Annotated in this window: 22 protein-coding genes; 18 read left to right on the forward strand and 4 right to left on the reverse strand. The window is 67.1% G+C overall.

Going from position 1 to position 24,546, the window contains the following annotated elements; translation table 11 throughout:
- The first annotated feature begins 21 nt into the window (after positions 1–21).
- The 4 genes from ASD21_RS12070 to ASD21_RS12085 all read left to right on the forward strand — a co-directional run bounded on the left by ASD21_RS12070 (position 22) and on the right by ASD21_RS12085 (position 3,144).
- Positions 22–480 carry a GNAT family N-acetyltransferase gene (locus ASD21_RS12070; RefSeq protein WP_056441042.1) on the forward strand — a complete coding sequence of 153 codons (459 nt, stop codon included), beginning with the start codon at positions 22–24 and terminating at the stop codon, positions 478–480.
- A 212-nt stretch (positions 481–692) separates the two neighbouring features.
- Positions 693–1,124 carry a 50S ribosomal protein L11 gene (gene rplK / locus ASD21_RS12075; RefSeq protein ID WP_007661528.1) on the forward strand — a complete coding sequence of 144 codons (432 nt, stop codon included), beginning with the start codon at positions 693–695 and terminating at the stop codon, positions 1,122–1,124.
- Between the two features lie 4 nt (positions 1,125–1,128).
- Positions 1,129–1,818 (forward strand): 50S ribosomal protein L1, encoded by a 690-nt coding sequence (gene rplA / locus ASD21_RS12080; RefSeq protein ID WP_056441045.1) that lies wholly within the window; start codon positions 1,129–1,131, stop codon positions 1,816–1,818.
- Positions 1,819–1,929: 111 nt separating this feature from the next.
- Positions 1,930–3,144, forward strand: coding sequence for an NAD(P)/FAD-dependent oxidoreductase (locus ASD21_RS12085; RefSeq protein ID WP_056441048.1), 1,215 nt, complete (start codon positions 1,930–1,932; stop codon positions 3,142–3,144).
- 61 nt (positions 3,145–3,205) lie between these two features.
- Here the strand turns inward: ASD21_RS12085 and ASD21_RS12090 are convergent, their stop codons facing one another.
- Complete coding sequence (locus ASD21_RS12090) at positions 3,206–4,564, reverse strand: alpha/beta fold hydrolase (RefSeq protein ID WP_056441050.1); 1,359 nt, start codon at positions 4,562–4,564, stop codon at positions 3,206–3,208.
- A gap of 478 nt (positions 4,565–5,042) precedes the next feature.
- On the opposite strand from ASD21_RS12090, the gene rplJ reads away from it, so the two are divergent.
- The 8 genes from rplJ to ASD21_RS12125 all read left to right on the forward strand — a co-directional run bounded on the left by rplJ (position 5,043) and on the right by ASD21_RS12125 (position 16,747).
- The gene (rplJ, locus tag ASD21_RS12095) at positions 5,043–5,561 is read left to right on the forward strand and encodes a 50S ribosomal protein L10 (protein ID WP_056441053.1); all 519 of its coding nucleotides are present in this window, start codon (positions 5,043–5,045) and stop codon (positions 5,559–5,561) included.
- 44 nt (positions 5,562–5,605) lie between these two features.
- Positions 5,606–5,989, forward strand: coding sequence for a 50S ribosomal protein L7/L12 (gene rplL, locus ASD21_RS12100; RefSeq protein WP_056441056.1), 384 nt, complete (start codon positions 5,606–5,608; stop codon positions 5,987–5,989).
- A gap of 183 nt (positions 5,990–6,172) precedes the next feature.
- Positions 6,173–6,553 carry a hypothetical protein gene (locus ASD21_RS12105; protein WP_056441058.1) on the forward strand — a complete coding sequence of 127 codons (381 nt, stop codon included), beginning with the start codon at positions 6,173–6,175 and terminating at the stop codon, positions 6,551–6,553.
- 55 nt (positions 6,554–6,608) lie between these two features.
- On the forward strand, positions 6,609–6,767 hold the full coding sequence (locus tag ASD21_RS24440; RefSeq protein WP_200941426.1) for a hypothetical protein: 159 nt from the start codon (positions 6,609–6,611) through the stop codon (positions 6,765–6,767).
- Positions 6,768–7,110: 343 nt separating this feature from the next.
- Positions 7,111–11,193, forward strand: a complete 4,083-nt coding sequence (gene rpoB / locus ASD21_RS12110; protein WP_056441061.1) for a DNA-directed RNA polymerase subunit beta — start codon at positions 7,111–7,113, stop codon at positions 11,191–11,193.
- 98 nt (positions 11,194–11,291) lie between these two features.
- Complete coding sequence (gene rpoC / locus ASD21_RS12115; protein ID WP_056441064.1) at positions 11,292–15,482, forward strand: DNA-directed RNA polymerase subunit beta'; 4,191 nt, start codon at positions 11,292–11,294, stop codon at positions 15,480–15,482.
- A 101-nt stretch (positions 15,483–15,583) separates the two neighbouring features.
- Positions 15,584–16,126, forward strand: coding sequence for a hypothetical protein (locus tag ASD21_RS12120; protein ID WP_056441067.1), 543 nt, complete (start codon positions 15,584–15,586; stop codon positions 16,124–16,126).
- Positions 16,127–16,228: 102 nt separating this feature from the next.
- Positions 16,229–16,747, forward strand: a complete 519-nt coding sequence (locus ASD21_RS12125; RefSeq protein WP_056441070.1) for a hypothetical protein — start codon at positions 16,229–16,231, stop codon at positions 16,745–16,747.
- Here the strand turns inward: ASD21_RS12125 and ASD21_RS12130 are convergent.
- The gene (locus ASD21_RS12130) at positions 16,744–17,643 is read right to left on the reverse strand and encodes a LysR family transcriptional regulator (RefSeq protein ID WP_056441074.1); all 900 of its coding nucleotides are present in this window, start codon (positions 17,641–17,643) and stop codon (positions 16,744–16,746) included. The genes ASD21_RS12125 and ASD21_RS12130 overlap by 4 nt on opposite strands.
- 94 nt (positions 17,644–17,737) lie before the next feature.
- Here ASD21_RS12130 and ASD21_RS12135 point away from each other — a divergent pair, with 94 nt between their 5' ends.
- Positions 17,738–18,361: a glutathione S-transferase family protein gene (locus ASD21_RS12135; protein WP_056441077.1), complete on the forward strand. Its 624-nt coding sequence runs from the start codon at positions 17,738–17,740 to the stop codon at positions 18,359–18,361.
- Positions 18,362–18,428: 67 nt separating this feature from the next.
- Positions 18,429–19,277: a pyridoxamine 5'-phosphate oxidase family protein gene (locus ASD21_RS12140; RefSeq protein WP_235524876.1), complete on the forward strand. Its 849-nt coding sequence runs from the start codon at positions 18,429–18,431 to the stop codon at positions 19,275–19,277.
- 16 nt (positions 19,278–19,293) lie between these two features.
- Here ASD21_RS12140 and ASD21_RS12145 read toward each other — a convergent pair whose 3' ends face one another.
- Positions 19,294–20,070, reverse strand: coding sequence for a hypothetical protein (locus ASD21_RS12145; protein WP_056441081.1), 777 nt, complete (start codon positions 20,068–20,070; stop codon positions 19,294–19,296).
- 114 nt (positions 20,071–20,184) lie between these two features.
- Complete coding sequence (locus ASD21_RS12150; protein ID WP_235524877.1) at positions 20,185–20,889, reverse strand: hypothetical protein; 705 nt, start codon at positions 20,887–20,889, stop codon at positions 20,185–20,187.
- Positions 20,890–21,277: 388 nt separating this feature from the next.
- Here ASD21_RS12150 and rpsL point away from each other — a divergent pair, with 388 nt between their 5' ends.
- From rpsL to ASD21_RS23350, 4 genes are all read left to right on the forward strand, one after another.
- Positions 21,278–21,649 carry a 30S ribosomal protein S12 gene (gene rpsL / locus ASD21_RS12155; RefSeq protein WP_007661566.1) on the forward strand — a complete coding sequence of 124 codons (372 nt, stop codon included), beginning with the start codon at positions 21,278–21,280 and terminating at the stop codon, positions 21,647–21,649.
- 13 nt (positions 21,650–21,662) lie between these two features.
- Complete coding sequence (gene rpsG, locus ASD21_RS12160; RefSeq protein ID WP_007661568.1) at positions 21,663–22,136, forward strand: 30S ribosomal protein S7; 474 nt, start codon at positions 21,663–21,665, stop codon at positions 22,134–22,136.
- A 114-nt stretch (positions 22,137–22,250) separates the two neighbouring features.
- Positions 22,251–24,329, forward strand: coding sequence for an elongation factor G (gene fusA, locus ASD21_RS12165; protein ID WP_056441086.1), 2,079 nt, complete (start codon positions 22,251–22,253; stop codon positions 24,327–24,329).
- A gap of 118 nt (positions 24,330–24,447) precedes the next feature.
- Positions 24,448–24,546 (forward strand): GTP-binding protein (locus ASD21_RS23350; RefSeq protein WP_199225306.1); only part of this gene is annotated, 99 nt, incomplete at its 3' end.

Genomic DNA, 24,546 nt, shown 5'->3' on the forward strand with positions numbered 1-24,546 from the left:
GCCGCTTCGTAGGACCCGACCATGGCCGACATCGTGATTCGTCCCGTCACCCGCGCGGACCGCGAGCAATGGCTGCCGCTCTGGGACGGCTACAACGCCTTCTACGGCCGCTCGGGCGACACGGCCCTGGATCCGGCGGCGACGGCCATGACCTGGTCCCGGTTCTTCGACGCCTACGAGCCCGTCCACTGTCTGGTCGCCGAGCAGGACGGCCGCCTGCTGGGCCTGACCCACTATCTGTTCCACCGCAGCACGATCTCGGTCGAGCCCAGCTGCTACCTGCAGGACCTGTTCACGACGGCGCAGGCGCGGGGCAAGGGCGTGGGTCGGGCGCTGATCGAGGCGGTCTACGCGGCGGCCAAGGCGGCCGGCTCGCCGCGGGTCTACTGGCAGACGCACGAGACCAACGCCACGGCGATGCGGCTCTACGACCAGGTGGCCGAGAAGTCGGGGTTCCTGGTCTATCGGAAGCTGCTCTGAGTCCTAGACTTCTCCTCGCGGGAGGAGGACCCATCGCTAGACTCCCCCGTCCCCACCTGCTACACGCCCCGCCTCGCTCCAGGACTCCGTCCCGGGGCGTGCTCGCCGTTATCTGTTCGAGTATGGCGAGATCAAATCCGTGGGAGGGACGCCAAGCCCGCACCACGGCCAACCAGCGAAGGCCGTTAGCTCGGCTTTCTTGAGAGGATACAATGGCTAAGAAGATCCTGGGCTATATCAAGCTCCAGGTGAAGGCCGGCTCCGCCACGCCTTCACCGCCCATCGGCCCCGCACTGGGCCAGCGCGGCGTCAACATCATGGGCTTCTGTAAGGAGTTCAACGCGCGCACCGAGAACGTCGAAAAGGGCACCCCCCTGCCGACCGTGATCACCGTGTACCAAGACAAGTCGTTCACCTTCGTCACCAAGACGCCCCCGGCGACGCACTATCTGAAGCAGATCACCGGCCTGAAGTCCGGCGCCAAGCTGACCGGTCGCGAGACCGTCGGCGAAGTGACCCGCACCCAGCTGCGCGAGATCGCCGAAAAGAAGATGAAGGACCTGAACGCCAACGATCTCGAGGCCGCGGCCAAGATCATCGAAGGCTCCGCCAAGGCCATGGGCCTGAAGATCGTGGAGGCCTAAGACCATGGCCAAGCAACCCAAGCGCATCCAAGCCTGGACCGGCGATCGTGAAGCCGCCCACGCCGTCGCCGACGCCATCGCCCTGGTCAAGGCCAACGCCAAGGCCAAGTTCGACGAGTCGATCGAAATCTCGGTCAACCTCGGCGTCGATCCGCGCCACGCCGACCAACAGGTCCGCGGCGTCGTGAACCTGCCGTCGGGCACCGGCCGCGACGTCCGCGTCGCCGTCTTCGCCAAGGACGCCAAGGCGGCCGAAGCCACCGCGGCCGGCGCTGAACACGTCGGCGCCGAAGACCTGTACGAAAAGATCGCCGGCGGCTTCATGGACTTCGATCGCGTCATCGCGACCCCGGACATGATGGCCCTGGTCGGTCGCCTCGGTAAGGTGCTGGGCCCGCGCGGCCTGATGCCGAACCCGAAGGTCGGCACCGTGACCCCGAACGTCGGCCAAGCCGTGAAGGACGCCAAGGGCGGCGCCGTCGAGTTCCGCGTCGAGAAGGCGGGCATCGTACACGCCGGCATCGGCAAGGTCTCGTTCACCGACGAAGCCCTGCTGCTGAACGTGAAGGCCATGGTCGACGCGCTCAACAAGGCCAAGCCGACCGGCGCCAAGGGCATCTATGTCAAGCGCATCGGCCTGTCCTCGACGATGGGCCCGGGCTTCAAGATCGACGTCGCTTCGATCAACGCCTAAGCCTTTCGACCTAGACCATGCGAGCGGGCGCTGGAGCGATCCAGCGCCCGCTTTGCGTTTGGGGGTCTATAAGAGCGACGACCTCATCTCGCTGACGGACATCCAGCCCGCGTGACCGATCCCCAAGTTCTCGACGTCGCCGTGATCGGCGGCGGGCCGGCCGGGCTGATGGCGGCCGAAGCGCTGAGCGGCGCCGGGTTGTCGGTGGCGGTGTTCGAGCGGATGCCGACCCTGGGGCGCAAGTTCCTGATGGCCGGGCGCGGCGGGCTGAACCTGACTCATTCCGAGGACTTCGAGCGCTTCGTCGGCCGCTACGGCGGCGCGAGCGAGCGGCTGCGGCCGATGCTGCAGGCGTTCACCCCCGCCGACCTGACGGCCTGGGCGCAGGGGCTGGGGCAGGCGACCTTCGTGGGCACCAGCGGCCGGGTGTTTCCCAAGGCGCTGAAGGCCTCGCCGCTGCTGCGGGCCTGGATCGCGCGGCTGGAGGAGCGGGGCGTGGGGCTGAACCTCCGCTCGACCTGGACCGGCTGGAACACGGCGGGCGACCTGACCTTCGACACGCCCGACGGGCCGCGCGCCGTGCGGCCGCGCGCCACGATCCTGGCTCTGGGCGGGGCCAGCTGGGCCAGGCTCGGCTCGGACGGCGCCTGGGCCCCGCGGCTGGCGGCGCGGGGCGCGGCCGTGGCGCCGTTCCGGCCGGCCAATGTCGGGTTCACCGTGGCCTGGACCGAGATGTTCCGCGAGCGGTTCGCCGGGTCGCCCCTGAAGAACATCGCGCTGAGCTTCGAGGGCGCCGGTTCGCGCGGCGACGCCCTGGCGGCGGGCTACGGCCTGGAGGGCGGGGCGGTCTACGCCCTGTCGGCGGCCCTGCGCGACGCTATCGAGGCGCGGGGCTCGGCGAGGCTGGAGATCGACCTGCGGCCGGACGTTTCCCTGGGCCAGCTGACCGCGCGCCTGTCCAGGCCGCGCGGCGGGCAGTCGCTGTCGAGCTGGCTGCGCAAGGCCGCCCATCTGTCGCCGGTCGAGATCGGCCTGCTGCGCGAGGCGCACGGCGTGGCCCTGCCGGTCGCGCCCGACGCCCTGGCGGCGGCGATCAAGGCCGCGCCCATCGTGCTGACCGGCGCGCAGGGCCTGGAGCGGGCGATCTCCTGCGCCGGCGGGCTGTCGTTCGAAGCGCTGGACGGGCTGGAGCTGAAGGCCGCGCCCGGCGTGTTCGTGGCCGGCGAGATGCTGGACTGGGAAGCCCCGACCGGCGGCTACCTGCTGCAGGCCTGTTTCGCGACGGGCGTGGCGGCGGCGCGGGCTGCGATCGCTAAGCTCTCTTAAAATCCGCTCATCCCTGCATTGGCCGGGATGAGCGGATCAAAAGGGAAAGCTCTGGCCCAGCCTACTTCATCGCCCCTCTGATCTTCGCCGCCACGGCCTCGATGGCCTTGGGATCGCCCTTCTCGTTCTCGACGAACATCAGCGGTTTGCCGGCCACGCGCGGAATGACGTGGATGTGCAGGTGGGGCACGCTCTGGCCGACGCCGTTGTTCTGGACGATCGTGAAGCCCTCGACGCCCAGGCCGTCGACCTGGGCCTGGCCGACCCTGGCGGCCACGGCCATGATCCGCGACAGATCCTGGGGCGAGATCTCCAGGATGTTGCGGGCCTTGGAGGTCTTGGAGATCACCAGCACGTGGCCCGGCTCGGCCGGGGCGTGATCCATGAAGGCCAGCACCTGGTCGTCTTCGTAGACCTTGGGCACGACCAGCTCGCCGCGCAGGATCCGGGCGAACGGGTTGGTCTCGTCATAGGCGGCCTTCAGCGGGATCTGCGGCGTGCCGGGCTTGGCCGAGGCCGGATCGAACCGGCCCAGCCACCGCAGCACCTCGGCCTCCAGCGCGATGCGGCTGTCGGAGAAGCTGTGGTCGGTGTCCATGTAGGTTTCGGTCAGCGCCTTGGCCCGGGCCTGGCGGGCGGCGGCGGCCAGCTTGCGGGTCGTGGGGGCGCCGGCGTGCTCGGCCCCGATCATCAGCACAGGCCGGTCGGCGATGCGGGCGCTGAGCGCCTCCAGGTCCAGCTTGGCGGACGTGGTCTCGATCTCCGTGACCAGCAGGGTGGCGCTGGTCCCAGCCAATGGAACGGTGTCGGGCGTCATGCCCTTGATCGCGGCCTTGCGGGCGGCGGCGTCGGTGATCCCGGCCTTCTCCTTGCCGATGTCCCAGGCGTCGATCAGCACCGTCCCGGCCACGCGCGGCTCGGCGGCCGAGGCGTCGGCGGCCATGAAGCCGCCCATGCTGTGGCCGGCCACCACGATCCGGCTGGTGTCGATGTGATACTTGGCGACGTTGGCCGGGTCGAACAGGAAGGCGGTGGCCGCCTCGCCGTCGAGCCGGGCGTTGGCGAACGAGAACTTGCCGGGACTGCCCCACGAGCCGCGATAGTTGATCTTCAGCACGTTCCAGCCGGCCCGGCGCACGGCCTGCATCAGGTCGATATTGGTCTCGTTGCCCGGGAAGCCGTGCAGGAACAGCATCGTCGGATGCGGCTGGTCGCCCGAGGCCAGGTACATCAGCGCATTGACCCGCACGCCGCCGGTCGGGACCGTGAAGGCGGCCATGTCGGCGGAGTGGGCCGCGTCGCGCGGAGGGTCGGCCACCACCGCCTTGGGGATCGGGGCGAAGCGCGGCTCGGCGTGGGCGGGCGCGGCGAGACAGACGAGCATCAGGGCGGCGAGGCCGGCGGTGAGCGTGCGCTTCATGGTGATCCCCCTTGGCGGTTCTCCTTGTTATCCAGGAAACGAGGGGCGAGGCCAGAGCTTCCCCTCTCCCCTTACGGGAGAGGGTGGCGGTCCGTGTGGCCAGATTTGAGAGACCTCTCTTCCGACCTGCTTCGCGGGCCACCTTCTCCCGCAAGGGGAGAAGGATAAGGTGGCCTGTTGAAATCCCTCCCCAAACCGTCTATACGCCGCCCCTTCTCCGTCGGGTTCGCCCGGCGAAGACCTGTTTGTGAACAGCGGGGCGTGGGGTCACCAACGCCATAATCGAGGAAGAGCCCTTCCTCGCCGTCGGGAGACAGGGATGGACAAGACCACGCTATTTTCCGCCTACGGGATGGGGACGCGCGGCTGACTTTCCTTGGAACAGGCTGATGCAACTCGCGTGCGGGAGCGATCCCGCTTGTGACGCGCATTTGGCTGCCGGAATGGTCCGGCCGCTGTAATTGAGTAGGAGACCGCAATGGACCGCGCTCAAAAGCAGGAGTCGATCGAGGCGCTGAAAAGCGTGTTCGCCGACGCCGGCGCTGTCGTCGTGACCCACTATTCGGGCATGACCGTTGCGGAAATGACTGAACTGCGCGCCCGCCTCCGCAAGGAAGAGGGCACGTTCCAGGTGGTGAAGAACACCCTGGTCCAGAAGGCGCTCGACGGCTCGATCGGCGAAAAGGGCGACGCCCTGTTCACCGGCCCGGTCGCCATCGCCTATGGCAAGGATCCTGTCTCCGCCGCCAAGATCGTCACCCAGTACGCCAAGGAAAACGACAAGCTTAAGCTGGTCGGCGGCATCCTGGGCCAGACGAACGTTCTGGACGAAACCGCGGTGCGGGCCCTGGCCACGCTGCCGTCGCTCGACCAGATCCGTGGCAAGCTTATCGGCCTCATCCAGGCTCCGGCGACCAAGATCGCTGGCGTCCTGCAGGCCCCGGCTGGCCAACTGGCTCGCGTCTTCAACGCCTATGCGACCAAAGACGCCGCGTAACGGTCATCTCCGCATAAATCCCTCATCCTCTAAGGAACTTACACATGTCCAAGCTCGAAAAGCTGGTTGAAGAACTGTCCACCCTGTCGGTCCTGGAAGCCGCTGAGCTCTCCAAGCTGCTCGAAGAAAAGTGGGGCGTCTCGGCCGCCGCTCCGGTCGCCGTCGCCGCCGCTGGCGGCGCTGCCGCCGCTCCGGCCGAAGCCGCCGAAGAGCAAACCGAATTCACCGTCGTCCTGACGGACGGTGGCGACAAGAAGATCAACGTGATCAAGGAAGTCCGCGGCGTTCGTCCGGACCTGGGCCTGAAGGAAGCCAAGGACCTGGTCGAAGGCGCTCCGCAGAACGTCGTTGAAAACGTTTCGAAGCAAATCGCCGAAGAAGTCGCCAAGAAGCTGACCGAAGCCGGCGCCAAGGTCACCGTGAAGTAATTCACGTCCCCATGCCCAAGCCTTCAAGGGTGGGCGCATGGGGGACCTGCCGGCGTCAGTTTTCTGACGCACGCGTTGACGGCCCCGGAGGGAAACCTCCGGGGCCGTTTTCTTTTGGCCCGTCGCCGTCTCGTTTTGGCACGAGACTTGCAACCTTCGAGCGAACCGAAAGGAGAGCTGGCGATGGCGATTTCAGGGATTTCGGGCGGGGGCTATTCGACGTGGAGTCCGCTCAGCGCCGCATCGGCGCGCGGCGTGTCGACGACGGCGATCGAAACCGCCAGCGACCTGGACAAGGTCCGCGACAAGGGCCTGGTGGCCTTCGCCAAGGAAGCCAAGAAGGACGCTTGGGAGGAAAAGCTCAAGGCCTGGAAGGCCGAGGCCATGAAGAACGCGGGCCTGACCGAGGAGAGCCTGGCGGCCATGTCGCCCGACCAGCGCACCGCGGCGCTCCAGCAGGTCGACGAGGCCGTGAAGGCCAAGATCAAGGAGGCCATGGACGGCGCCAAGGCCCAGGCCAAGAGCGGCCTGGCCGTTCCCAACTTCGTGGACCTCAGCGTCTAGGACAAATCCCGAGCGGCGCGCGGCAACCTTTGCCGCCTATCGGAGTTATCTGCCCATGCTCAAGCTCGCCGCCATCCTGCTGGTCCTGATGATCGTGTTCGGGATCCTCGGCTTCGTCATGCATGTGGCCGTGGCCATCACCAAGATCGCCTTCTTCGTCTGCCTGGTCGGGCTGGCGATCTCGGTGGTCGGCAAGGCGATGAACCGGACCTAGCCCTGGGTCCGAGACCTAAGATGAGGATCGCGCGGCCGGTTCCCGGCGCGGGCGCGATCTTTTGTGGATAAACCCCCTTCCCAACCCCGGCGGGTTGTCCTATATCCGCCGGCTCACGAAGATATTCGGCGGAGCGCGTACGCGTGTGTCCGCATGATACGCCCCGAGGCGCGGTCAGCCGCCCTCCGACCAGCGCGAAGGGGCGCCCGTCAGGCTTCCGGTCCCGGTTGCCCTGACAGGGGAATTCCAGCGTCCGCAGTTCTCCTGGATGGAGAGCGGCGAGGGTGGACGCTAGGTACATTCGAATTCACGCGCGGAGTCCGTCCGCGCCCAGGGAAAAAACATGGCGCAATCCTTCACCGGCAAGAAGCGGATCCGGAAGTCTTTCGGCCGCATCCCCGAAGCTGTGCAGATGCCGAACCTGATCGAGGTTCAGCGCTCCTCCTACGAGCAGTTCCTCCAGCGCGAAGTCCGTCCGGGCGTGCGCAAGGACGAGGGCATCGAGGCGGTCTTCAAGTCCGTCTTCCCGATCAAGGATTTCAACGAGCGCGCGGTGCTCGAATACGTCTCGTACGAATTCGAAGAGCCCAAGTACGACGTTGAGGAATGCATCCAGCGCGACATGACCTTCGCGGCGCCGCTGAAGGTCAAGCTGCGCCTGATCGTGTTCGAAACGGAAGAAGAAACCGGCGCCCGGTCCGTCAAGGACATCAAGGAGCAGGACGTCTACATGGGCGACATCCCGCTCATGACCGACAAGGGCACCTTCATCGTCAACGGCACCGAGCGGGTCATCGTCTCGCAGATGCACCGTTCGCCCGGCGTGTTCTTCGACCACGACAAGGGCAAGACCCACGCCTCGGGCAAGCTGCTGTTCGCCGCCCGCGTGATCCCCTATCGCGGCTCGTGGCTGGACTTCGAGTTCGACGCCAAGGACGTGGTCTATGTCCGCATCGACCGCCGCCGCAAGCTGCCCGCCACCACCTTCCTCTATGCCCTGGGCATGGACGGCGAAGAGATCCTGACCACCTTCTACGACGTCGTGCCCTTCGAGAAGCGCACCGCGGCCGGCGCCGAAGGCTGGGCCACCCCGTACAAGCCCGAGCGCTGGCGCGGCGTGAAGCCGGAATTCGCCCTGATCGACGCCGACACCGGCGAGGAAGTGGCTCCGGCCGGCACCAAGATCACCGCCCGCCAGGCCAAGAAGCTGGCTGACGGCGGCCTGAAGACCCTGCTGCTGGCGCCGGAAGCCCTGACCGGCCGCTACCTGGCCCGCGACGCCGTCAACTTCGAGAACGGCGAGATCTACGCCGAAGCCGGCGACGAGCTGGACGTCACCTCGATCCAGGCCCTGGCCGACCAAGGCTTCAGCACCATCGACGTGCTGGACATCGACCACGTCACGGTCGGCGCCTACATGCGCAACACCCTGCGGGTGGACAAGAACGCCGTCCGCGAGGACGCGCTGTTCGACATCTACCGCGTGATGCGTCCGGGCGAGCCGCCGACCGTCGAAGCCGCCGAGGCGATGTTCAAGTCGCTGTTCTTCGACGCCGAGCGCTACGACCTGTCGGCCGTCGGCCGCGTGAAGATGAACATGCGCCTGGAGCTGGACGCTTCGGACGAGATGCGCGTGCTCCGCAAGGAAGACGTGCTGGCCGTCCTGAAGCTGCTGGTCGGCCTGCGCGACGGCCGCGGCGAAATCGACGACATCGACAACCTGGGCAACCGCCGGGTGCGTTCGGTCGGCGAACTGCTGGAAAACCAGTACCGCGTCGGCCTCCTGCGCATGGAACGCGCCATCAAGGAACGCATGTCGTCCGTCGACATCGACACCGTGATGCCGCACGACCTGATCAACGCCAAGCCGGCCGCGGCCTCGGTGCGTGAATTCTTCGGCAGCTCGCAGCTGTCGCAGTTCATGGACCAGACCAACCCGCTGTCGGAGATCACCCACAAGCGCCGTCTGTCGGCGCTTGGCCCGGGCGGTCTGACCCGCGAGCGCGCCGGCTTCGAAGTCCGCGACGTTCACCCGACCCACTACGGCCGCATCTGCCCGATTGAAACGCCGGAAGGCCCGAACATCGGTCTGATCAACTCGCTGGCCACCCATGCCCGCGTGAACAAGTACGGCTTCATCGAGAGCCCCTACCGTCGCGTCGCCGACGGCAAGCCGCTCGACGAGGTCGTCTACATGTCGGCCATGGAAGAGTCGAAGCACGTCATCGCCCAATCCAACATCAAGGTGTTGAACGGCGAGATCGTCGACGACCTGGTCCCCGGCCGGATCAACGGCGAACCGACCCTGCTCCAGAAGGAGCAAGTCGACCTGATGGACGTGTCGCCGCGCCAAGTCGTGTCGGTGGCCGCGGCCCTGATCCCCTTCCTGGAAAACGACGACGCCAACCGCGCCCTGATGGGCTCGAACATGCAACGTCAGGCCGTGCCGCTGGTGCAGTCCGACGCCCCGCTGGTCGGCACCGGCATGGAAGCCGTGGTCGCCCGTGACTCGGGCGCCGTGGTCATCGCCAAGCGCACCGGCGTCGTGGAGCAGATCGACGGCACCCGTATCGTCGTCCGCGCCACGGAAGAGACCGACGCCGCCCGTTCGGGCGTCGACATCTACCGTCTGAGCAAGTTCCAGCGTTCCAACCAGTCGACCTGCATCAACCAGCGCCCGCTGGTGAAGGTGGGCGACCGCATCAGCGCCGGCGACATCATCGCCGACGGTCCGTCGACCGAGCTGGGCGAACTGGCCCTGGGCCGCAACGCGCTCGTCGCGTTCATGCCCTGGAACGGCTACAACTTCGAAGACTCGATCCTGATCTCCGAACGCATCGTCCGCGACGACGTCTTCACCTCGATCCACATCGAGGAATTCGAAGTCATGGCCCGCGACACCAAGCTCGGTCCGGAAGAAATCACCCGCGACATCCCCAACGTCGGCGAGGAAGCCCTGCGCAACCTCGACGAAGCGGGCATCGTGGCGATCGGCGCCGAAGTCCAGCCGGGCGACATCCTGGTCGGCAAGGTCACCCCGAAGGGCGAAAGCCCGATGACGCCGGAAGAAAAGCTCCTGCGCGCCATCTTCGGCGAAAAGGCCTCGGACGTCCGCGACACCAGCCTGCGCCTGCCCCCGGGCGTCGCCGGCACGATCGTCGACGTGCGCGTGTTCAACCGTCACGGCGTCGACAAGGACGAACGCGCCCTGGCCATCGAACGCGCCGAGATCGACCGTCTGGGCAAGGACCGCGACGACGAATTCGCGATCCTGAACCGCAACATCTCGGGCCGCCTGCGCGAACTGTTGATCGGCAACGTCGCCCTGTCGGGTCCCAAGGGCCTGTCGCGCGGCGCGATCACCGCCGAGGGCCTGGCTGAAGTCCAGCCGGGTCTGTGGTGGCAGATCGCCCTCGAGGACGAGAAGGCGATGGGCGAACTGGAAAGCCTGCGTCGTCTGTTCGACGAGAACCGCAAGCGCCTGGACCGTCGCTTCGAGGACAAGGTCGACAAGCTGCAGCGCGGCGACGAACTGCCCCCGGGCGTGATGAAGATGGTCAAGGTCTTCGTGGCCGTGAAGCGCAAGCTTCAGCCGGGCGACAAGATGGCCGGCCGTCACGGCAACAAGGGCGTCATCTCGCGCATCCTGCCGATCGAGGACATGCCGTTCCTCGCCGACGGGACGCATGTGGACGTCGTTCTGAACCCGCTGGGCGTGCCTTCGCGCATGAACGTCGGCCAGATCTTCGAAACCCACCTGGGCTGGGCCTGCGCCAACCTCGGCAAGCAGATCACCGTCCTGCTGGAAGACTGGCAGGCCGGCGGCCAGAAGAAGGCCCTGGTCGATCGTCTGACCGAGATCTACGGCCCGGACGAGGAACTGCCGGAAACCGAGGAAGAGCTGGTCGAACTGGCCCGCAACCTCGGCAAGGGCGTTCCGATCGCCACCCCGGTGTTCGACGGCGCGCGCATCGGCGACATCGAAGAGCACCTGGTCATGGCGGGCGTCGATCCGTCGGGTCAGTCGATCCTGTTCGACGGCCAAACCGGCGACCAGTTCAAGCGTCCGGTCACGGTCGGCTACATCTACATGCTGAAGCTGCACCACCTGGTCGACGACAAGATCCACGCCCGTTCGATCGGTCCGTACTCGCTCGTCACGCAACAGCCGCTGGGTGGTAAGGCCCAGTTCGGCGGTCAGCGCTTCGGGGAAATGGAAGTGTGGGCTCTGGAAGCCTACGGCGCGGCCTACACCCTGCAGGAAATGCTGACGGTGAAGTCCGACGACGTGGCCGGCCGGACCAAGGTCTACGAGTCGATCGTCCGCGGCGACGACACGTTCGAAGCCGGTATCCCGGAAAGCTTCAACGTGCTGGTCAAGGAAATGCGCTCGCTCGGCCTGAACGTCGAGCTGGAGAACAGCTGATCCGGATTTCCCTCCCTGGCCCGAAGGCCGGGGAGGGGCCCCGTCAGCCCGCTCTCCAACTTTGAATTTTCGCGGGTAGACCCGCAGAAGGAACCAAGATGAACCAGGAAGTCCTGAACATCTTCAATCCGGTCCAGGCCGCTCCGACCTTCGACCAGATCCGCATCTCGCTGGCCTCGCCGGAAAAGATCCGTTCGTGGTCGTTCGGCGAGATCAAGAAGCCCGAAACCATCAACTACCGCACGTTCAAGCCCGAGCGTGACGGCCTGTTCTGCGCCCGTATCTTTGGCCCGACCAAGGACTACGAATGCCTGTGCGGCAAGTACAAGCGCATGAAGTACAAGGGCATCATCTGCGAAAAGTGCGGTGTTGAAGTCACCCTGGCCCGCGTCCGTCGCGAGCGCATGGGCCACATCGAACTGGCCTCGCCGGTCGCCCACATCTGGTTCCTGAAGTCGCTGCCCTCGCGCATCGCCATGATGCTCGACATGCCGCTGAAGGACATCGAGCGCGTCCTGTACTTCGAATACTACATCGTCACCGAGCCGGGCCTGACCCCGCTGAAGCAGCACCAGCTGCTCAGCGAGGACGACTTCATGCGCGCCCAGGACGAGTACGGCGACGACAGCTTCACCGCCGAGATCGGCGCCGAAGCGGTCCAGAACCTGCTGAAGGCCATCGACCTCGACAAGGAGGCCGAGAAGCTGCGCGAAGAGCTGGCGGGCAACCCGTCGGACATGAAGCAGAAGAAGTTCAGCAAGCGCCTGAAGATCCTCGAAGCCTTCTCCGAGTCCGGCAACCGCCCGGAATGGATGGTGCTGACGGTCGTTCCGGTCATCCCGCCGGAACTGCGTCCGCTGGTGCCGCTGGACGGCGGCCGCTTCGCGACCTCGGACCTGAACGACCTGTATCGCCGGGTCATCAACCGTAACAACCGTCTGAAGCGCCTGATCGAGCTGCGCGCCCCCGACATCATCATCCGCAACGAAAAGCGGATGCTGCAGGAGTCGGTCGACGCCCTGTTCGACAACGGCCGTCGCGGTCGCGTCATCACCGGCGCCAACAAGCGTCCGCTGAAGTCGCTGGCCGACATGCTGAAGGGCAAGCAAGGCCGCTTCCGTCAGAACCTGCTGGGCAAGCGCGTCGACTATTCGGGCCGTTCGGTCATCGTCGTGGGTCCGGACCTGAAGCTGCACGAGTGCGGCCTGCCCAAGAAGATGGCCCTGGAGCTGTTCAAGCCGTTCATCTACGCGCGCCTGGACGCCAAGGGCCTGTCGGGCACCGTCAAGCAGTCCAAGCGCATGGTCGAGCGCGAGCAGCCCCAGGTGTGGGACATCCTCGAAGAGGTGATCCGCGAGCACCCGGTGATGCTGAACCGCGCGCCGACGCTCCACCGTCTGGGCATCCAGGCGTTCGAGCCGAAGCTGATCGAGGGCAAGGCCATCCAGCTGCACCCGCTGGTCTGCGCCGCGTTCAACGCCGACTTCGACGGCGACCAGATGGCCGTTCACGTCCCGCTGAGCCTCGAGGCCCAGCTGGAAGCGCGCGTCCTGATGATGTCGACCAACAACATCCTGTCGCCCGCCAACGGTCGCCCGATCATCGTGCCGTCGCAGGACATCGTCCTGGGTCTGTACTACCTGTCGGTCGCCCGCGACGGCGAGCCGGGTGAAGGCAAGATCTTCGCCGACCTGGGCGAAATCGAAGCCGCCATGGACGCCGGCGTCGTGTCGCTGCACGCCAAGATCAAGTCGCGCTTCACGGAAATGGACGCCGACGGCGTCATCCGTCGCCGGGTGATCGACACCACCCCGGGCCGGATGAAGATCGCCGCCCTTCTGCCCCAGCACACCGCGATCGGTCACCGACTGATCGAGAAGGCGCTGACCAAGAAGGAAATCGGCAACCTGATCGACGTCGTCTACCGCCACTGCGGTCAGAAGGCGACGGTGATCTTCGCCGACCAGATCATGGGTCTGGGCTTCAAGGAAGCGGCCAAGGCCGGCATCTCCTTCGGCAAGGACGACATCATCATCCCGAAGCGGAAGGAGGCGATCGTCGCCGAAACCCGCACCCTGGCCGAGGAGTACGAGCAACAGTACGCCGACGGCCTGATCACCAAGGGCGAGAAGTACAACAAGGTCGTTGACGCCTGGGCCAAGGCCACCGATCGCGTCGCCGACGAGATGATGGCCGAGCTTCAGATGAAGCATAAGGACGAGAACGGCCGCGAGAAGGAAATCAACGCCATCTACATGATGGCCCACTCCGGCGCCCGGGGTTCGCAAGCCCAGATGAAGCAGCTGGGCGGCATGCGCGGCCTGATGGCCAAGCCCTCCGGCGAGATCATCGAGACCCCGATCGTCTCGAACTTCAAGGAAGGCCTGACCGTTCAGGAGTACTTCAACTCGACCCACGGCGCCCGTAAGGGCCTGGCGGACACCGCGCTGAAGACCGCCAACTCGGGCTACCTGACCCGTCGTCTGGTCGACGTCGCGCAGGACTGCATCATCGTCGAGGAAGACTGCGGCACCACGCGGGGCATCACCCTGCGCGCCGTGGTCGAAGGCGGCGACGTGCTGGTCTCGCTGGGCGCCCGCGTCCTGGGCCGTTTCTCGGCCGAGGACATCAAGGACCCGGCGACCGGCGAGATCATCATCCCGGCCGACACCTACCTGACCGAGAACATGGCCGACGCCATCGAAGCCGCCGCGGTGCAGTCGGTGAAGGTGCGTTCGGTCCTGACCTGCGAAGCCAAGATCGGCGTCTGCGGCGCCTGCTACGGCCGCGACCTGGCCCGCGGCACCCCGGTGAACATCGGTGAAGCGGTCGGCGTCATCGCCGCCCAGTCGATCGGCGAGCCCGGCACCCAGCTGACGATGCGGACCTTCCACATCGGCGGCACCGCCCAGGTGGCCGAGCAGTCGTTCTTCGAAAGCAGCAACGACGGTACGGTCCGCGTCAGCGGCGCCACCGTGGTCGGTTCGGACGGCCAACTGGTCGTCATGAGCCGCAACACGGCCGTGAGCGTGCTGGTCGACGGCAAGGAACGCGAGAACTACAAGCCGCCGTACGGCGCGCGCCTGAAGGTCAAGGACGGCGACAAGGTGAAGCGCGGCCAGCGCCTCGCCGATTGGGACCCCTACACCACCCCGATCATCACCGAAGTGGCCGGCCGCATCCGCGCCGAAGACCTGGTGGACGGCTTCTCCGTCCGCGAGGAGACCGACGAAGCCACCGGCATCGCGCAACGCGTGATCGCCGACTGGCGGACCTCGGCCCGCGCCTCGGACCTGCGTCCGGCCATGGGCGTGCTGGGTGAAGACGGCGCCTATGTTCGCCTGGCGAACGGCGGCGAGGCTCGCTACCTGATGTCGGTCGGCGCCATTCTCTCCGTCGCCGACGGGGACATGGTCAAGCCGGGCGAGGTCATCGCGCGGATCCCGACCGAAGGCGCCAAGACCCGGGACATCACCGGTGGTCTGCCGCGCGTCGCCGAACTCTTCGAAGCCCGCCGTCCCAAGGACTGCGCGGTCATCGCGGAAATGGACGGCCGTGTCGAATTCGGCAAGGACTACAAGAACAAGCGCCGGATCAAGATCACCCCGGAAATCGACGCCGACGGCAACCAGCCCGAAGCGGTCGAATTCCTGATCCCGAAGGGCAAGCACATCGCGGTGCATGATGGCGACTTCATCACGCGCGGCGAGTACATCATCGACGGCAACCCGGATCCGCACGACATCCTGCGCATCCTGGGCGTCGAGGCCCTGGCCAACTTCCTCGTGGACGAAATCCAGGAAGTCTACCGACTGCAGGGCGTGCCGATCAACGACAAGCACATCGAGACGATCGTTCGTCAGATGCTGCAGAAGGTCGAGATCGTCGAGCCGGGCGACACGGGTCTGATCAAGGGCGATCACCTCGACAAGCCCGAGTTCTACGTCGAGCAGGACAAGGCCGTCGCGCGCGGCGGTCGTCCGGCCACGACGCAGCCCGTGCTGCTCGGCATCACCAAGGCGAGCTTGCAGACCAAGAGCTTCATCTCGGCCGCGTCGTTCCAGGAAACGACCCGCGTCCTGACCGAAGCCTCGGTGCACGGCAAGACCGACACCCTGGAAGGCCTGAAGGAAAACGTCATCGTGGGTCGCCTGATCCCCGCCGGTACGGGTTCCTATCTGCGCAGCCTGCAGCGCGTCGCCGCCAAGCGCGACGAGCAGCTGGCCCAGCAGCGCGAAGAAGCGATGGAGCCGCTGCCGGCCGTGATCGCCACGGCGGACGCGGAATAGCCGGACGGCGACAACCCTCAAGGTTGTGCTAGTGAAGAGCGGTCGGGACTCTAAGTCCTGGCCGCTCTTTGCGTTTTGGCCGCACGTGTTTCGGGGGGGACGTGGTCCGTAAGATCATTTTCTGGGCGCTCGGCCTGAGCCTGGCGGCGGCGGGGGCGACCTTCATCCTGTACAAGCCGCCCGCGCCGTTACCGAAGCCCAAGCCGTCCGATCGCTTCGCCGCGGCCGCCGACAAGGCCTTCGTCGATCTCGCCGCGGGCAAGATCGCCAAACGGTTCGGTGCGCCGGAAGACGTCAGTTTCTGGGATCCGGTGATCAGCCGCATGCCCAACGGCGCGGAGGCGCTTTGTGTCGACGCCAGCGGCCCTGGTCGAGACTGGACCGGCACGATCGCCGTCCATGAGCATGACGCGGCCGGCTTCGTGATCTATTGGGGCGGCGACACCCTCGCCGCCAAGGCCCGTGCCCAGTGCCGCGCGATCCTTCGACGCGCGCTCCATGGCCCTGGTCCGGCTCCCATCTCGGTGATGACGGAATATGTCCAGGCCGGATGCGAGAGGCAGCTCGACCCTCGCTACATGTATGCCTACGCGCGCTACTGCACGGGCGTCGAAACCCGTCCGGCGCCGGTGGGGCCGTCTTAACGGCAGGGCTCCCCCGATCGGGGGCATGTGCTAGTCGAAAGTATGGCGGGTTGAGTCGACGCCGCCTTTTCGCGTTCGGGGGAAGCGATGACGAGACGGGGAATGTGGGCCGCGACGGTCGTGACGATGCTGGCTCTACAGGCCTGCGCGCCGGAGCCTCCGCCCGAACCCAAGCCTTCCGACGGCTTCCTCCTGCCGGCCGACCGAGCCTTTGTCGAGGCCGCCTGGGCCAAGGTCGCGGGGACCTACAAGGAGCCGGGGACCGCGCAGTACGGCGCCCTGACCATCAGCGAGGACGCCGGCGGACGGACCCTGTGTGGAGAGTCGGCCGAGCCCGATCAGTTGCCGCGAGGCTTCGTGGCCACCCAGGAGACGGGCAAGACCGCTTTTGAGATCATCCGTGAGCGCGACAACATCAGTCCCCGGGCGGTGAAGGCGTGCAAGCCGCTGATCCGCAAGCACATGGGTCAGAAAAGCGTCGACACCCCCGAGATCCAGCAGGCCATCGTCCAGAACGGCTGCGCCAATATCGATACGGTCTATTGGAGAGCCCACAAGGACCGTTGCTACAAGACCCTGACCGTCGCCGGCGGCGTCGCGACGCCCGCGCCGCCGCCCTAGCTCTCCCGCAACACCGCCAGCCGCTCCAGCCTCGGCGCGGCGAAGTCCAGGAACGCCCGCACCAGCGGCGGCATGAACCGGCCGCCCACCGTGACCAGTTGCACCGGCAGGGGCGGGGGCTCGAAATCGGGCAGCAGGCGGACCAACCGTCCCGCCGCCAGGTCCGGCGCCACCTGATAGGACAGCGCCCGGCCGATCCCGCGGCCGGCCGCCATCGCCGCCAGGGCCGCCTCGACATTGTTGACCCGCAGCCGGGGCTCCAGCCGCACGGCGCGGGCCTTGCCCTGCTTCTCGAACCGCCACTCGGGCGAGGCCGAGACCACGGTGGTCAGGATCAGGTCGTGCCCGGCCAGGTCGGCGGGCTCCAGCGGCGTCCCGCGCCCGGCCAGGTAGTCGGGCGACGCCACGACCACGCGGCGCACCTCGCCCAGCTTGCGGACCAGCAGGCTGGAATCGGCCAGCGGCCCGATCCGCAGGGCCACGTGCAGCTCGCCCTCGATCAGGTCGAGATTTCGATCGTGCAGGGTCAGGTCGGCCTGGACGGCCGGATGCGCGGCCAGGAAATCAGCGACGACCGGGGTCAGGTGGCGGCCGCCGAACACGGTCGGGCCGGTGATCCGCAGCGTGCCGCGCACCGCGTCCGGGACGGGGGCCTGAAGGGCGGTCTCGTAGTCGGCCAGCAGCCGCCGGGCCCGCTCGGCCAGGTCGCGGCCCGCCTCGGTGGGGGCCAGGCGGCGGGTGGTGCGCTCGATCAGCCGCGCGCCCATCCGCTCTTCGAGAGCCGCCAGGGCCCGGGTCATGGCGGCGGGCGAGCGTCGCAGCTTGCGCCCGGCCGCGGCCAGGCCGCCGGCGTCGATCACCGCGACCAGCAGGGCCAGCTCGTCCAGACGGTCCATTTCACGATCCGCAATTATGACTTGTCGATTTGCTCAATTCATTCCGGATGGCGCAAGAGCGAAGCTCCCCCATCGCAACACGGGGAGGCTTCCCATGACCAAGACCGAGATCGTCCTGCACGGCACGGGCCTGTCGGGCCACACCCATCGGGTGGGGCTGATGCTCAACGCCCTGGGCCTGAACTACCGGTTCGTCGACGCGCCCAAGGAGGTCCGCGCCGCGCCGGCCTTCCTGGCCCTCAATCCGCTGGGACAGATCCCGGTGCTGCGGGACGGCGACCTGACCCTGGCCGACAGCAACGCCATCCTGGTCTATCTGGCCCGCCGCTACGCGCCCGACAGCGCCTGGCTGCCCCAGGAACCGGCGGCCGCGGCCCGGGTCCAGCGCTGGCTGTCGATCGCCGCCGGCGAAGTCATGCACGGCCCGGCCGTCGCCCGGATGATCGCCCTGTTCGACTTCCCCGACGATCCGGCCCGCGCCGCCCGCATCGCCGCCCGGGTGCTGACCTTCATGGACGGCCACCTTGCGGACCGCGCCTTCCTGGCCGCCGACCACGTCACGATCGCCGACCTGGCCTGCTACTCCTATGTCGCCCACGCCCCGGACGGCGGCGTCGACCTGGAGCCCTATCCGGCCGTCCGCGCCTGGCTGGCCCGGATCGAGGCCCAACCCTGGTTCCAGCCCATGCCCGCCTTCGCGACCGCCAAGGCCGCGTGACGTGGAGGGTCCCTTCCATCGCGGAGAGCTGATCGCCCAGGTCATGGCTGGGACGGGGACGCCCGGCATGACGGGCATCCGGCCGTTCATGCCCGACCAGCACCGAGACTTCTTCGCCCTGCTGCCCTACCTGTTCATCGCCACCACCGACGCCGACGGCTGGCCGGTCGCCACCGTGCTGACCGGTCCGCCGGGCTTCGTCCAGAGCCCCGACCCCACGACCCTGACCGTCGCGGCCCTGCCGCGCGCGGGAGAACCGGGCGCCGAGCTGTTCGCCGCCGGTCGCCCGTTCGGCGCCCTGGGCCTGGACTTCGCCACCCGCCGCCGCAACCGCGCCAACGGCCTGATCGCGGCGGCGGGGCAGGGCGGGCTTACGCTCCAGATCCTCCAGAGCTTCGGCAACTGCCCGCAATACATCCAGACCCGCGCGGTCGAGCCGGGGGCGAGCTCGCCCCTGCCGGCCGAGCCGATCGCCTTCCCGACGGCCGAGGCCCTGGCCCAGATCGCCCGCGCCGACACGATGTTCGTGGCGACCCGGGCCGCTGGCGAGAACGGCGGCGTCGACATCTCGCACCGCGGCGGCCTGCCGGGCTTCGTCAAGGCGAGCGGCGACGTGCTGACCATCCCCGACTTCCGGGGCAACCGGTTCTTCAACACCCTGGGCAACCTGGTGCTGGATCCTCGCGCGGCCCTGCTGTTCGTCGATTTCGAGACCGGTGACCTGCTGCACCTCCAGGGGCGGGCCGAGATCGACTGGAGGCCGACCGGCGACGACCTGATCCAGCGCCAGTGGCGGCTCACGGTCGAGCGCGCCTGGCGCCGTCCGGCCGCCCTGCCGCTGCGCTGGGCGTTCGGCGACTACTCGCCGGTGACGCTGAACACGGCCGCCTGGAACGCTTCGGCGCTTGTCGCCTGACCCTGGCGCGGCGGCGCTAGCGCTGGTCGTTCTCCCGCTCGGCCTTCTTTCGACGCTCGTCGGCCTTGTCGGCGTCCTGCAGTTGCTTGAGGCGCTGCTGGGCGGCCGACCTCGGATTGCCCAGCCCGTCCTGCTCGGCGCCGCCGACCCACGGAATCTCCTTCATGGTTCCCGGCCCTTCGCGGCTGCGATGGTCCACGCCCACGCCGACCGGGGCCTCGCGCGCCGCGCGCGCGGCGTCCTGGCGAATGGCCTGCTCGTCGAAGCCGCGCCGCTTGCCCGCTTCCATCGGCGCGTCATAGACCGGCGCGTTGCGGGCCGTCGCGCCGAACTTCTCGTCGCAATGCTCCTGCTCACGCCGGTTCAGACCGACGGCGTCGGCGTTGGCGCACCCGGCGCTGCTGCCGCGCAGGGCGGTGCGGAGGTCGCCTTCCGGGCCTTGCGGCTTCGGCGGGGTCCCGGTGACGCGGTTGGGCGGAGCGGGCGGTCCCGGAACCGGCCCGACGCCCAGCGGCCGCACCCAGGACGGCGGGGCCAGGCGCGGCGCGCGCGGCTGCACGGGCAGGGCCGCGGCGGCGCGGTCAGGGCTGGCGAGGGTCTCCGGCGCCGGCCTGCGCGGCACGACGCTGCGCTCCAGGGTGACGCTGAGCGCGTCCTCGTCGTTCGACCGGTCCTGGAAGCGCGTCATCACCGGCCAGCCCAGGGCGGTCAGGATCGCGGCGTGCAGCAGCAGCGACCCGCAGAAGACGGCGCCGTTTCTCAGCCGGGTTTTGCGCGCCGCGTTCAGGGACAAAGAGGAAAGCTCGACAGGAACAGAAGGACGAACCTTGCCACCGCAAGTGGCGAAACCGTGTCCTCCAAACGCCTAGATGGGGCGATCAAGCGCTTGCGCCAGTGGGGTTTGACCCTAGAAGGGCTTGCGAATGTCCCCTTCGGGCGTCAACGAGCCGACGGGCGGTTGAATGAAGCAGGGGCCGGCCCGTAGAGCGTTGGGCGGTCCCTTGGGGGCCTTATCGGCGTTAGGCCCGAACTTCACCGAGCAGCCGACGCGCGGGCCGTGACCCGGAAAAACGTTGTCGTCGACGGCGAACATGCCGCGCCCTCCGCGCGCGGTCAGCGGGACCATCTGGCCGGGATTGCGATAGGCCTCGGCGACAGCGTCGTAATAGGCGCGCTTGGCCGGATCGATCGGGGCGGGAAGAGGCGGGGCGTTCAGCGCCAGAGCGCCCAGCTTCTCCTGGCACCGCGCGCGTTCCTCGGGCGAGAGCAGGGCGTTGTGTCCGCCGGCGCAGGCGTAACCGCCAGCCCGCAGGGCGGCGGCGAGGCCGCCCTGCGAACCGGGTGTCGCGCCGACGATCGCCGGGGCGAGACCCGGCGGGGCGGCCGGCGCGGGCAGGGCCTCCACGATCGAGGGCGCGGCCAGCGACGGGCGATGTGGGGCCAGCGCGGTCGTCTCGGATCGCGCCGTCGGCCGCGTCGAGCGTCTGGACCGGTCCAGGCTCACCTCGATAGCCCCCTCGTTGGTGGAGCGGTCGGGGAAGACCAGCGCCACCGGGCGGGTCAGCAGGAACAGCACCAGGCCGTGCAGCCCTAGGGTCGCGGCCAGGATCACGCCTCGCTCCAGGCGTCCGCGAGGGGTCTTCGACAGGCGCAAGGCGGGCTCGGGAATGGCGGGACAAGGCTCGCCAGGCTCGCCACCTCAGGTGGCGAAAGCGTGGCCGTTAGGGGGGCGTTAACCGACGCAAACCCGCGAAATGACTCGGCATTGACGTGGGAGACGTTCGCGAGTAGTTTCCGCGCTCTTTTCGAGGCGGACCCTGTCCGTCCTGATGAGCGCCCGTCCCTTACCCGACGGATAGCCCGCCGGAACGCCTTCCGCGTCCCGGCGAGTTTCGTGTTTATCAGGTCCCCATCCGGGGCCGAGACAAGCCGGAATACAATGACTAGGACCTGAAGCGCCTCGGCCGAAAGGCACACGCTTCCATCAGAGCAGAGACTTAATGCCTACCGTCAACCAGCTCATCCGCAAACCGCGCCAGCCTAAGCCGGTCCGGAACAAGGTGCCCGCCCTGAAGGGCTGCCCCCAACGTCGCGGCGTTTGCACCCGCGTCTACACGACGACCCCGAAGAAGCCGAACTCGGCTCTGCGTAAGGTCGCCAAGGTCCGTCTGACCACCGGCATCGAAGCCGTTTGCTACATCCCGGGCGAAGGCCACAACCTGCAGGAGCACTCGGTGGTGCTCATCCGCGGCGGCCGCGTCAAGGACTTGCCCGGCGTCCGCTATCACATCCTGCGCGGCGTCCTCGACACCCAAGGGGTCAAGGATCGTAAGCAGCGTCGTTCGCTCTACGGCGCCAAGCGTCCGAAGTAAGGAATAGAAGAAGATGTCCCGCCGCCGTCGCGCCGAGAAACGCCAAGTCCTGCCGGATCCCAAGTTTGGAGATCTGATTGTCACGAAGTTCATGAACTACGTGATGTACGAGGGCAAAAAAGCCGTCGCCGAAAACATCATCTATGGTGCTTTCGACATCCTGGAAAACAAGCGCAAGGACCAAGGTCCGCTTGAGACCTTCCACTCCGCCCTGGACAACGTCGCCCCGGCGATCGAAGTCCGGTCGCGCCGCGTCGGCGGCGCCACCTACCAGGTGCCGGTGGAAGTCCGTCCGGACCGCCGCCGCGCCCTCGCCATCCGTTGGCTGGTGACCGCCGCCCGCAAGCGCGGCGAGAACACCATGACCGAAAAGCTGGCCGGTGAGCTGCTCGACGCCTCCAACAACCGCGGCACCGCGGTGAAGAAGCGCGAAGACACGCACAAGATGGCTGAAGCCAACCGGGCGTTCTCGCACTACCGCTGGTAACCTTTCTTACCAGCACTCTTTCAGGCGCGGGCGGTTTGAGATAAACCGCCCGCGCCGCACGTTTAAATGTCCCTGCCCCAGCTTGGGGTCGGGCTGTCACGCAGAGCTAGATCCATGGCCCGCCAGCATAAAATCGAAGACTACCGTAACTTCGGCATCATGGCGCATATCGACGCCGGAAAGACGACGACGACCGAGCGGATCCTGTATTACACGGGTAAGTCGCACAAGATCGGCGAAGTCCACGACGGCGCCGCCACCATGGACTGGATGGACCAGGAACAAGAGCGCGGCATCACGATCACGTCGGCCGCGACGACCGCTTTCTGGAAAGACAAGCGCCTCAACATCATCGACACCCCCGGACACGTCGACTTCACGATTGAAGTCGAGCGCAGCCTGCGCGTCCTCGACGGCGCCGTGGCGGTGCTGGACGGCAACGCCGGTGTCGAGCCGCAGACCGAAACCGTCTGGCGTCAGGCCGACAAGTATCGCGTTCCGCGCATCGTGTTCGTCAACAAGATGGACAAGATCGGCGCCGACTTCGACAAGTCGGTCGAGTCGATCCGCGACCGCCTGGGCGCCAAGGCCGTTCCGATCCAATTCCCGATCGGTTCGGAATCCTCGCTGAGCGGCCTGGTCGACCTGGTCCGCATGAAGGCCGTCATCTGGGACAACGACGCCCTGGGCGCCAACTTCCGCGACGAAGAGATCCCCGCCGACCTGATGGCCAAGGCCGTGGCGGCCCACGCCTATCTGGTCGAAGCCGCCGTCGAAATGGACGACGAGGCGATGGAAGCCTATCTGGGCGGCGAAGAGCCCTCGGAAGCCGTGCTGAAGAAGTGCATCCGCAAGGCCGTGCTGACCGGCGCCTTCTATCCGATCCTCTGCGGCTCGGCCTTCAAGAACAAGGGCGTGCAGACGCTCCTGGACGCCGTCGTCGACTACCTGCCGTCGCCGCTGGACATCCCGCCGACCAAGGGCATCGACTTCAAGACCGAAGAAGAAGTCGTGCGTCGCGCCTCGGACGAAGAGCCGCTGTCGGTTCTGGCGTTCAAGATCATGGACGACCCCTTCGTCGGTTCGCTGACCTTCTGCCGCATCTATTCGGGCAAGCTGGAAACCGGCATGGGCCTGCTGAACGCCACGCGCGACAAGCGCGAGCGGGTCGGCCGCATGCTGCTCATGCACTCCAACAACCGCGAAGACATCAAGGAAGCCTATGCCGGCGACATCGTCGCCCTGGCCGGCCTGAAGGACACCCGCACCGGCGACACCCTGTGCGATCCCCTGAAGTCGCCGGTCATCCTGGAGCGCATGGAGTTCCCGGCCCCGGTCATCGAGATCGCCGTCGAGCCCAAGTCCAAGGCCGACCAGGAAAAGCTGGGCGTCGCCCTGCAGAAGCTGGCCGCCGAGGATCCGTCCTTCACCGTCTCGACCGACTTCGAAAGCGGCCAGACGATCCTGAAGGGCATGGGCGAACTGCACCTGGACATCAAGATCGACATCCTGAAGCGGACCTACAAGGTCGAAGCCAACATCGGCGCGCCGCAGGTGGCCTATCGCGAGTCCCTCGGCAAGCGCGCCGAGATCGACTACACCCACAAGAAGCAGACCGGCGGTACGGGCCAGTTCGCCCGCGTCATGATCACCTTCGAACCGGGCGAGCCGGGTTCGGGCTTCGTGTTCGAAAGCGCCATCGTCGGCGGCGCGGTGCCGAAGGAATACATCCCCGGCGTCCAGAAGGGCCTGGAGTCCGTCAAGGACAACGGCCTGCTGGCCGGCTTCCCGCTGATCGACTTCAAGGCGACCCTGACGGACGGCAAGTACCACGACGTCGACTCCAGCGTGCTGGCGTTCGAAATCGCGTCGCGCGCCGCCTTCAAGGAACTGCGTGAAAAGGGCGCTCCCAAGCTGCTCGAGCCGATCATGGCCGTCGAGGTCGTGACCCCGGAAGAGTATCTGGGTTCGGTCATCGGCGACCTGAACGGTCGTCGTGGCATGATCCAGGGCCAAGACATGCGCGGCAACGCCACGGTGGTGAACGCCTTCGTGCCGCTGGCCAACATGTTCGGCTACGTGAACACCCTGCGCGGCATGTCTCAGGGCCGCGCCCAGTTCACCATGCAATACGACCACTACGAGCCGGTGCCGCAACACGTCGCCGACGAAGTGATCAAGAAGTACGCGTAAGCTTTTTCCCCGGAAAAAGCGTACGAGATGAATAGGGTGGGCTCTGATGGAGCCCACCCGCCCACCACCCCAGAAGTTCAACCATTGAAGGCCCCTCTGGGGTCCTGGAGCTAAGAAAATGGCCAAGGAAAAGTTCGAACGTAACAAGCCGCACTGCAACATCGGCACGATTGGTCACGTTGACCATGGCAAGACGACGTTGACGGCGGCGATCACC

Origin of the sequence: Caulobacter sp. Root1455, from assembly GCF_001426905.1 — a bacterium.
Lineage (GTDB): Bacteria > Pseudomonadota > Alphaproteobacteria > Caulobacterales > Caulobacteraceae > Caulobacter.

Coding starts and splice junctions, on each gene's coding strand:
- rpoB (WP_056441061.1), top strand. CDS start 7,111: ATGGCGCAATCCTTCACCGGCAAGAAGCGGATCCGGAAGTCTTTCGGC.
- rplK (WP_007661528.1), top strand. CDS start 693: ATGGCTAAGAAGATCCTGGGCTATATCAAGCTCCAGGTGAAGGCCGGC.
- rplA (WP_056441045.1), top strand. CDS start 1,129: ATGGCCAAGCAACCCAAGCGCATCCAAGCCTGGACCGGCGATCGTGAA.
- fusA (WP_056441086.1), top strand. CDS start 22,251: ATGGCCCGCCAGCATAAAATCGAAGACTACCGTAACTTCGGCATCATG.
- ASD21_RS12125 (WP_056441070.1), top strand. CDS start 16,229: ATGTGGGCCGCGACGGTCGTGACGATGCTGGCTCTACAGGCCTGCGCG.
- rpsG (WP_007661568.1), top strand. CDS start 21,663: ATGTCCCGCCGCCGTCGCGCCGAGAAACGCCAAGTCCTGCCGGATCCC.
- ASD21_RS12090 (WP_056441050.1), bottom strand. CDS start 4,564: ATGAAGCGCACGCTCACCGCCGGCCTCGCCGCCCTGATGCTCGTCTGT.
- ASD21_RS12130 (WP_056441074.1), bottom strand. CDS start 17,643: ATGGACCGTCTGGACGAGCTGGCCCTGCTGGTCGCGGTGATCGACGCC.
- rplL (WP_056441056.1), top strand. CDS start 5,606: ATGTCCAAGCTCGAAAAGCTGGTTGAAGAACTGTCCACCCTGTCGGTC.
- rplJ (WP_056441053.1), top strand. CDS start 5,043: ATGGACCGCGCTCAAAAGCAGGAGTCGATCGAGGCGCTGAAAAGCGTG.
- ASD21_RS24440 (WP_200941426.1), top strand. CDS start 6,609: ATGCTCAAGCTCGCCGCCATCCTGCTGGTCCTGATGATCGTGTTCGGG.
- ASD21_RS12140 (WP_235524876.1), top strand. CDS start 18,429: ATGACGGGCATCCGGCCGTTCATGCCCGACCAGCACCGAGACTTCTTC.
- rpoC (WP_056441064.1), top strand. CDS start 11,292: ATGAACCAGGAAGTCCTGAACATCTTCAATCCGGTCCAGGCCGCTCCG.
- rpsL (WP_007661566.1), top strand. CDS start 21,278: ATGCCTACCGTCAACCAGCTCATCCGCAAACCGCGCCAGCCTAAGCCG.
- ASD21_RS12070 (WP_056441042.1), top strand. CDS start 22: ATGGCCGACATCGTGATTCGTCCCGTCACCCGCGCGGACCGCGAGCAA.
- ASD21_RS12105 (WP_056441058.1), top strand. CDS start 6,173: ATGGCGATTTCAGGGATTTCGGGCGGGGGCTATTCGACGTGGAGTCCG.
- ASD21_RS12135 (WP_056441077.1), top strand. CDS start 17,738: ATGACCAAGACCGAGATCGTCCTGCACGGCACGGGCCTGTCGGGCCAC.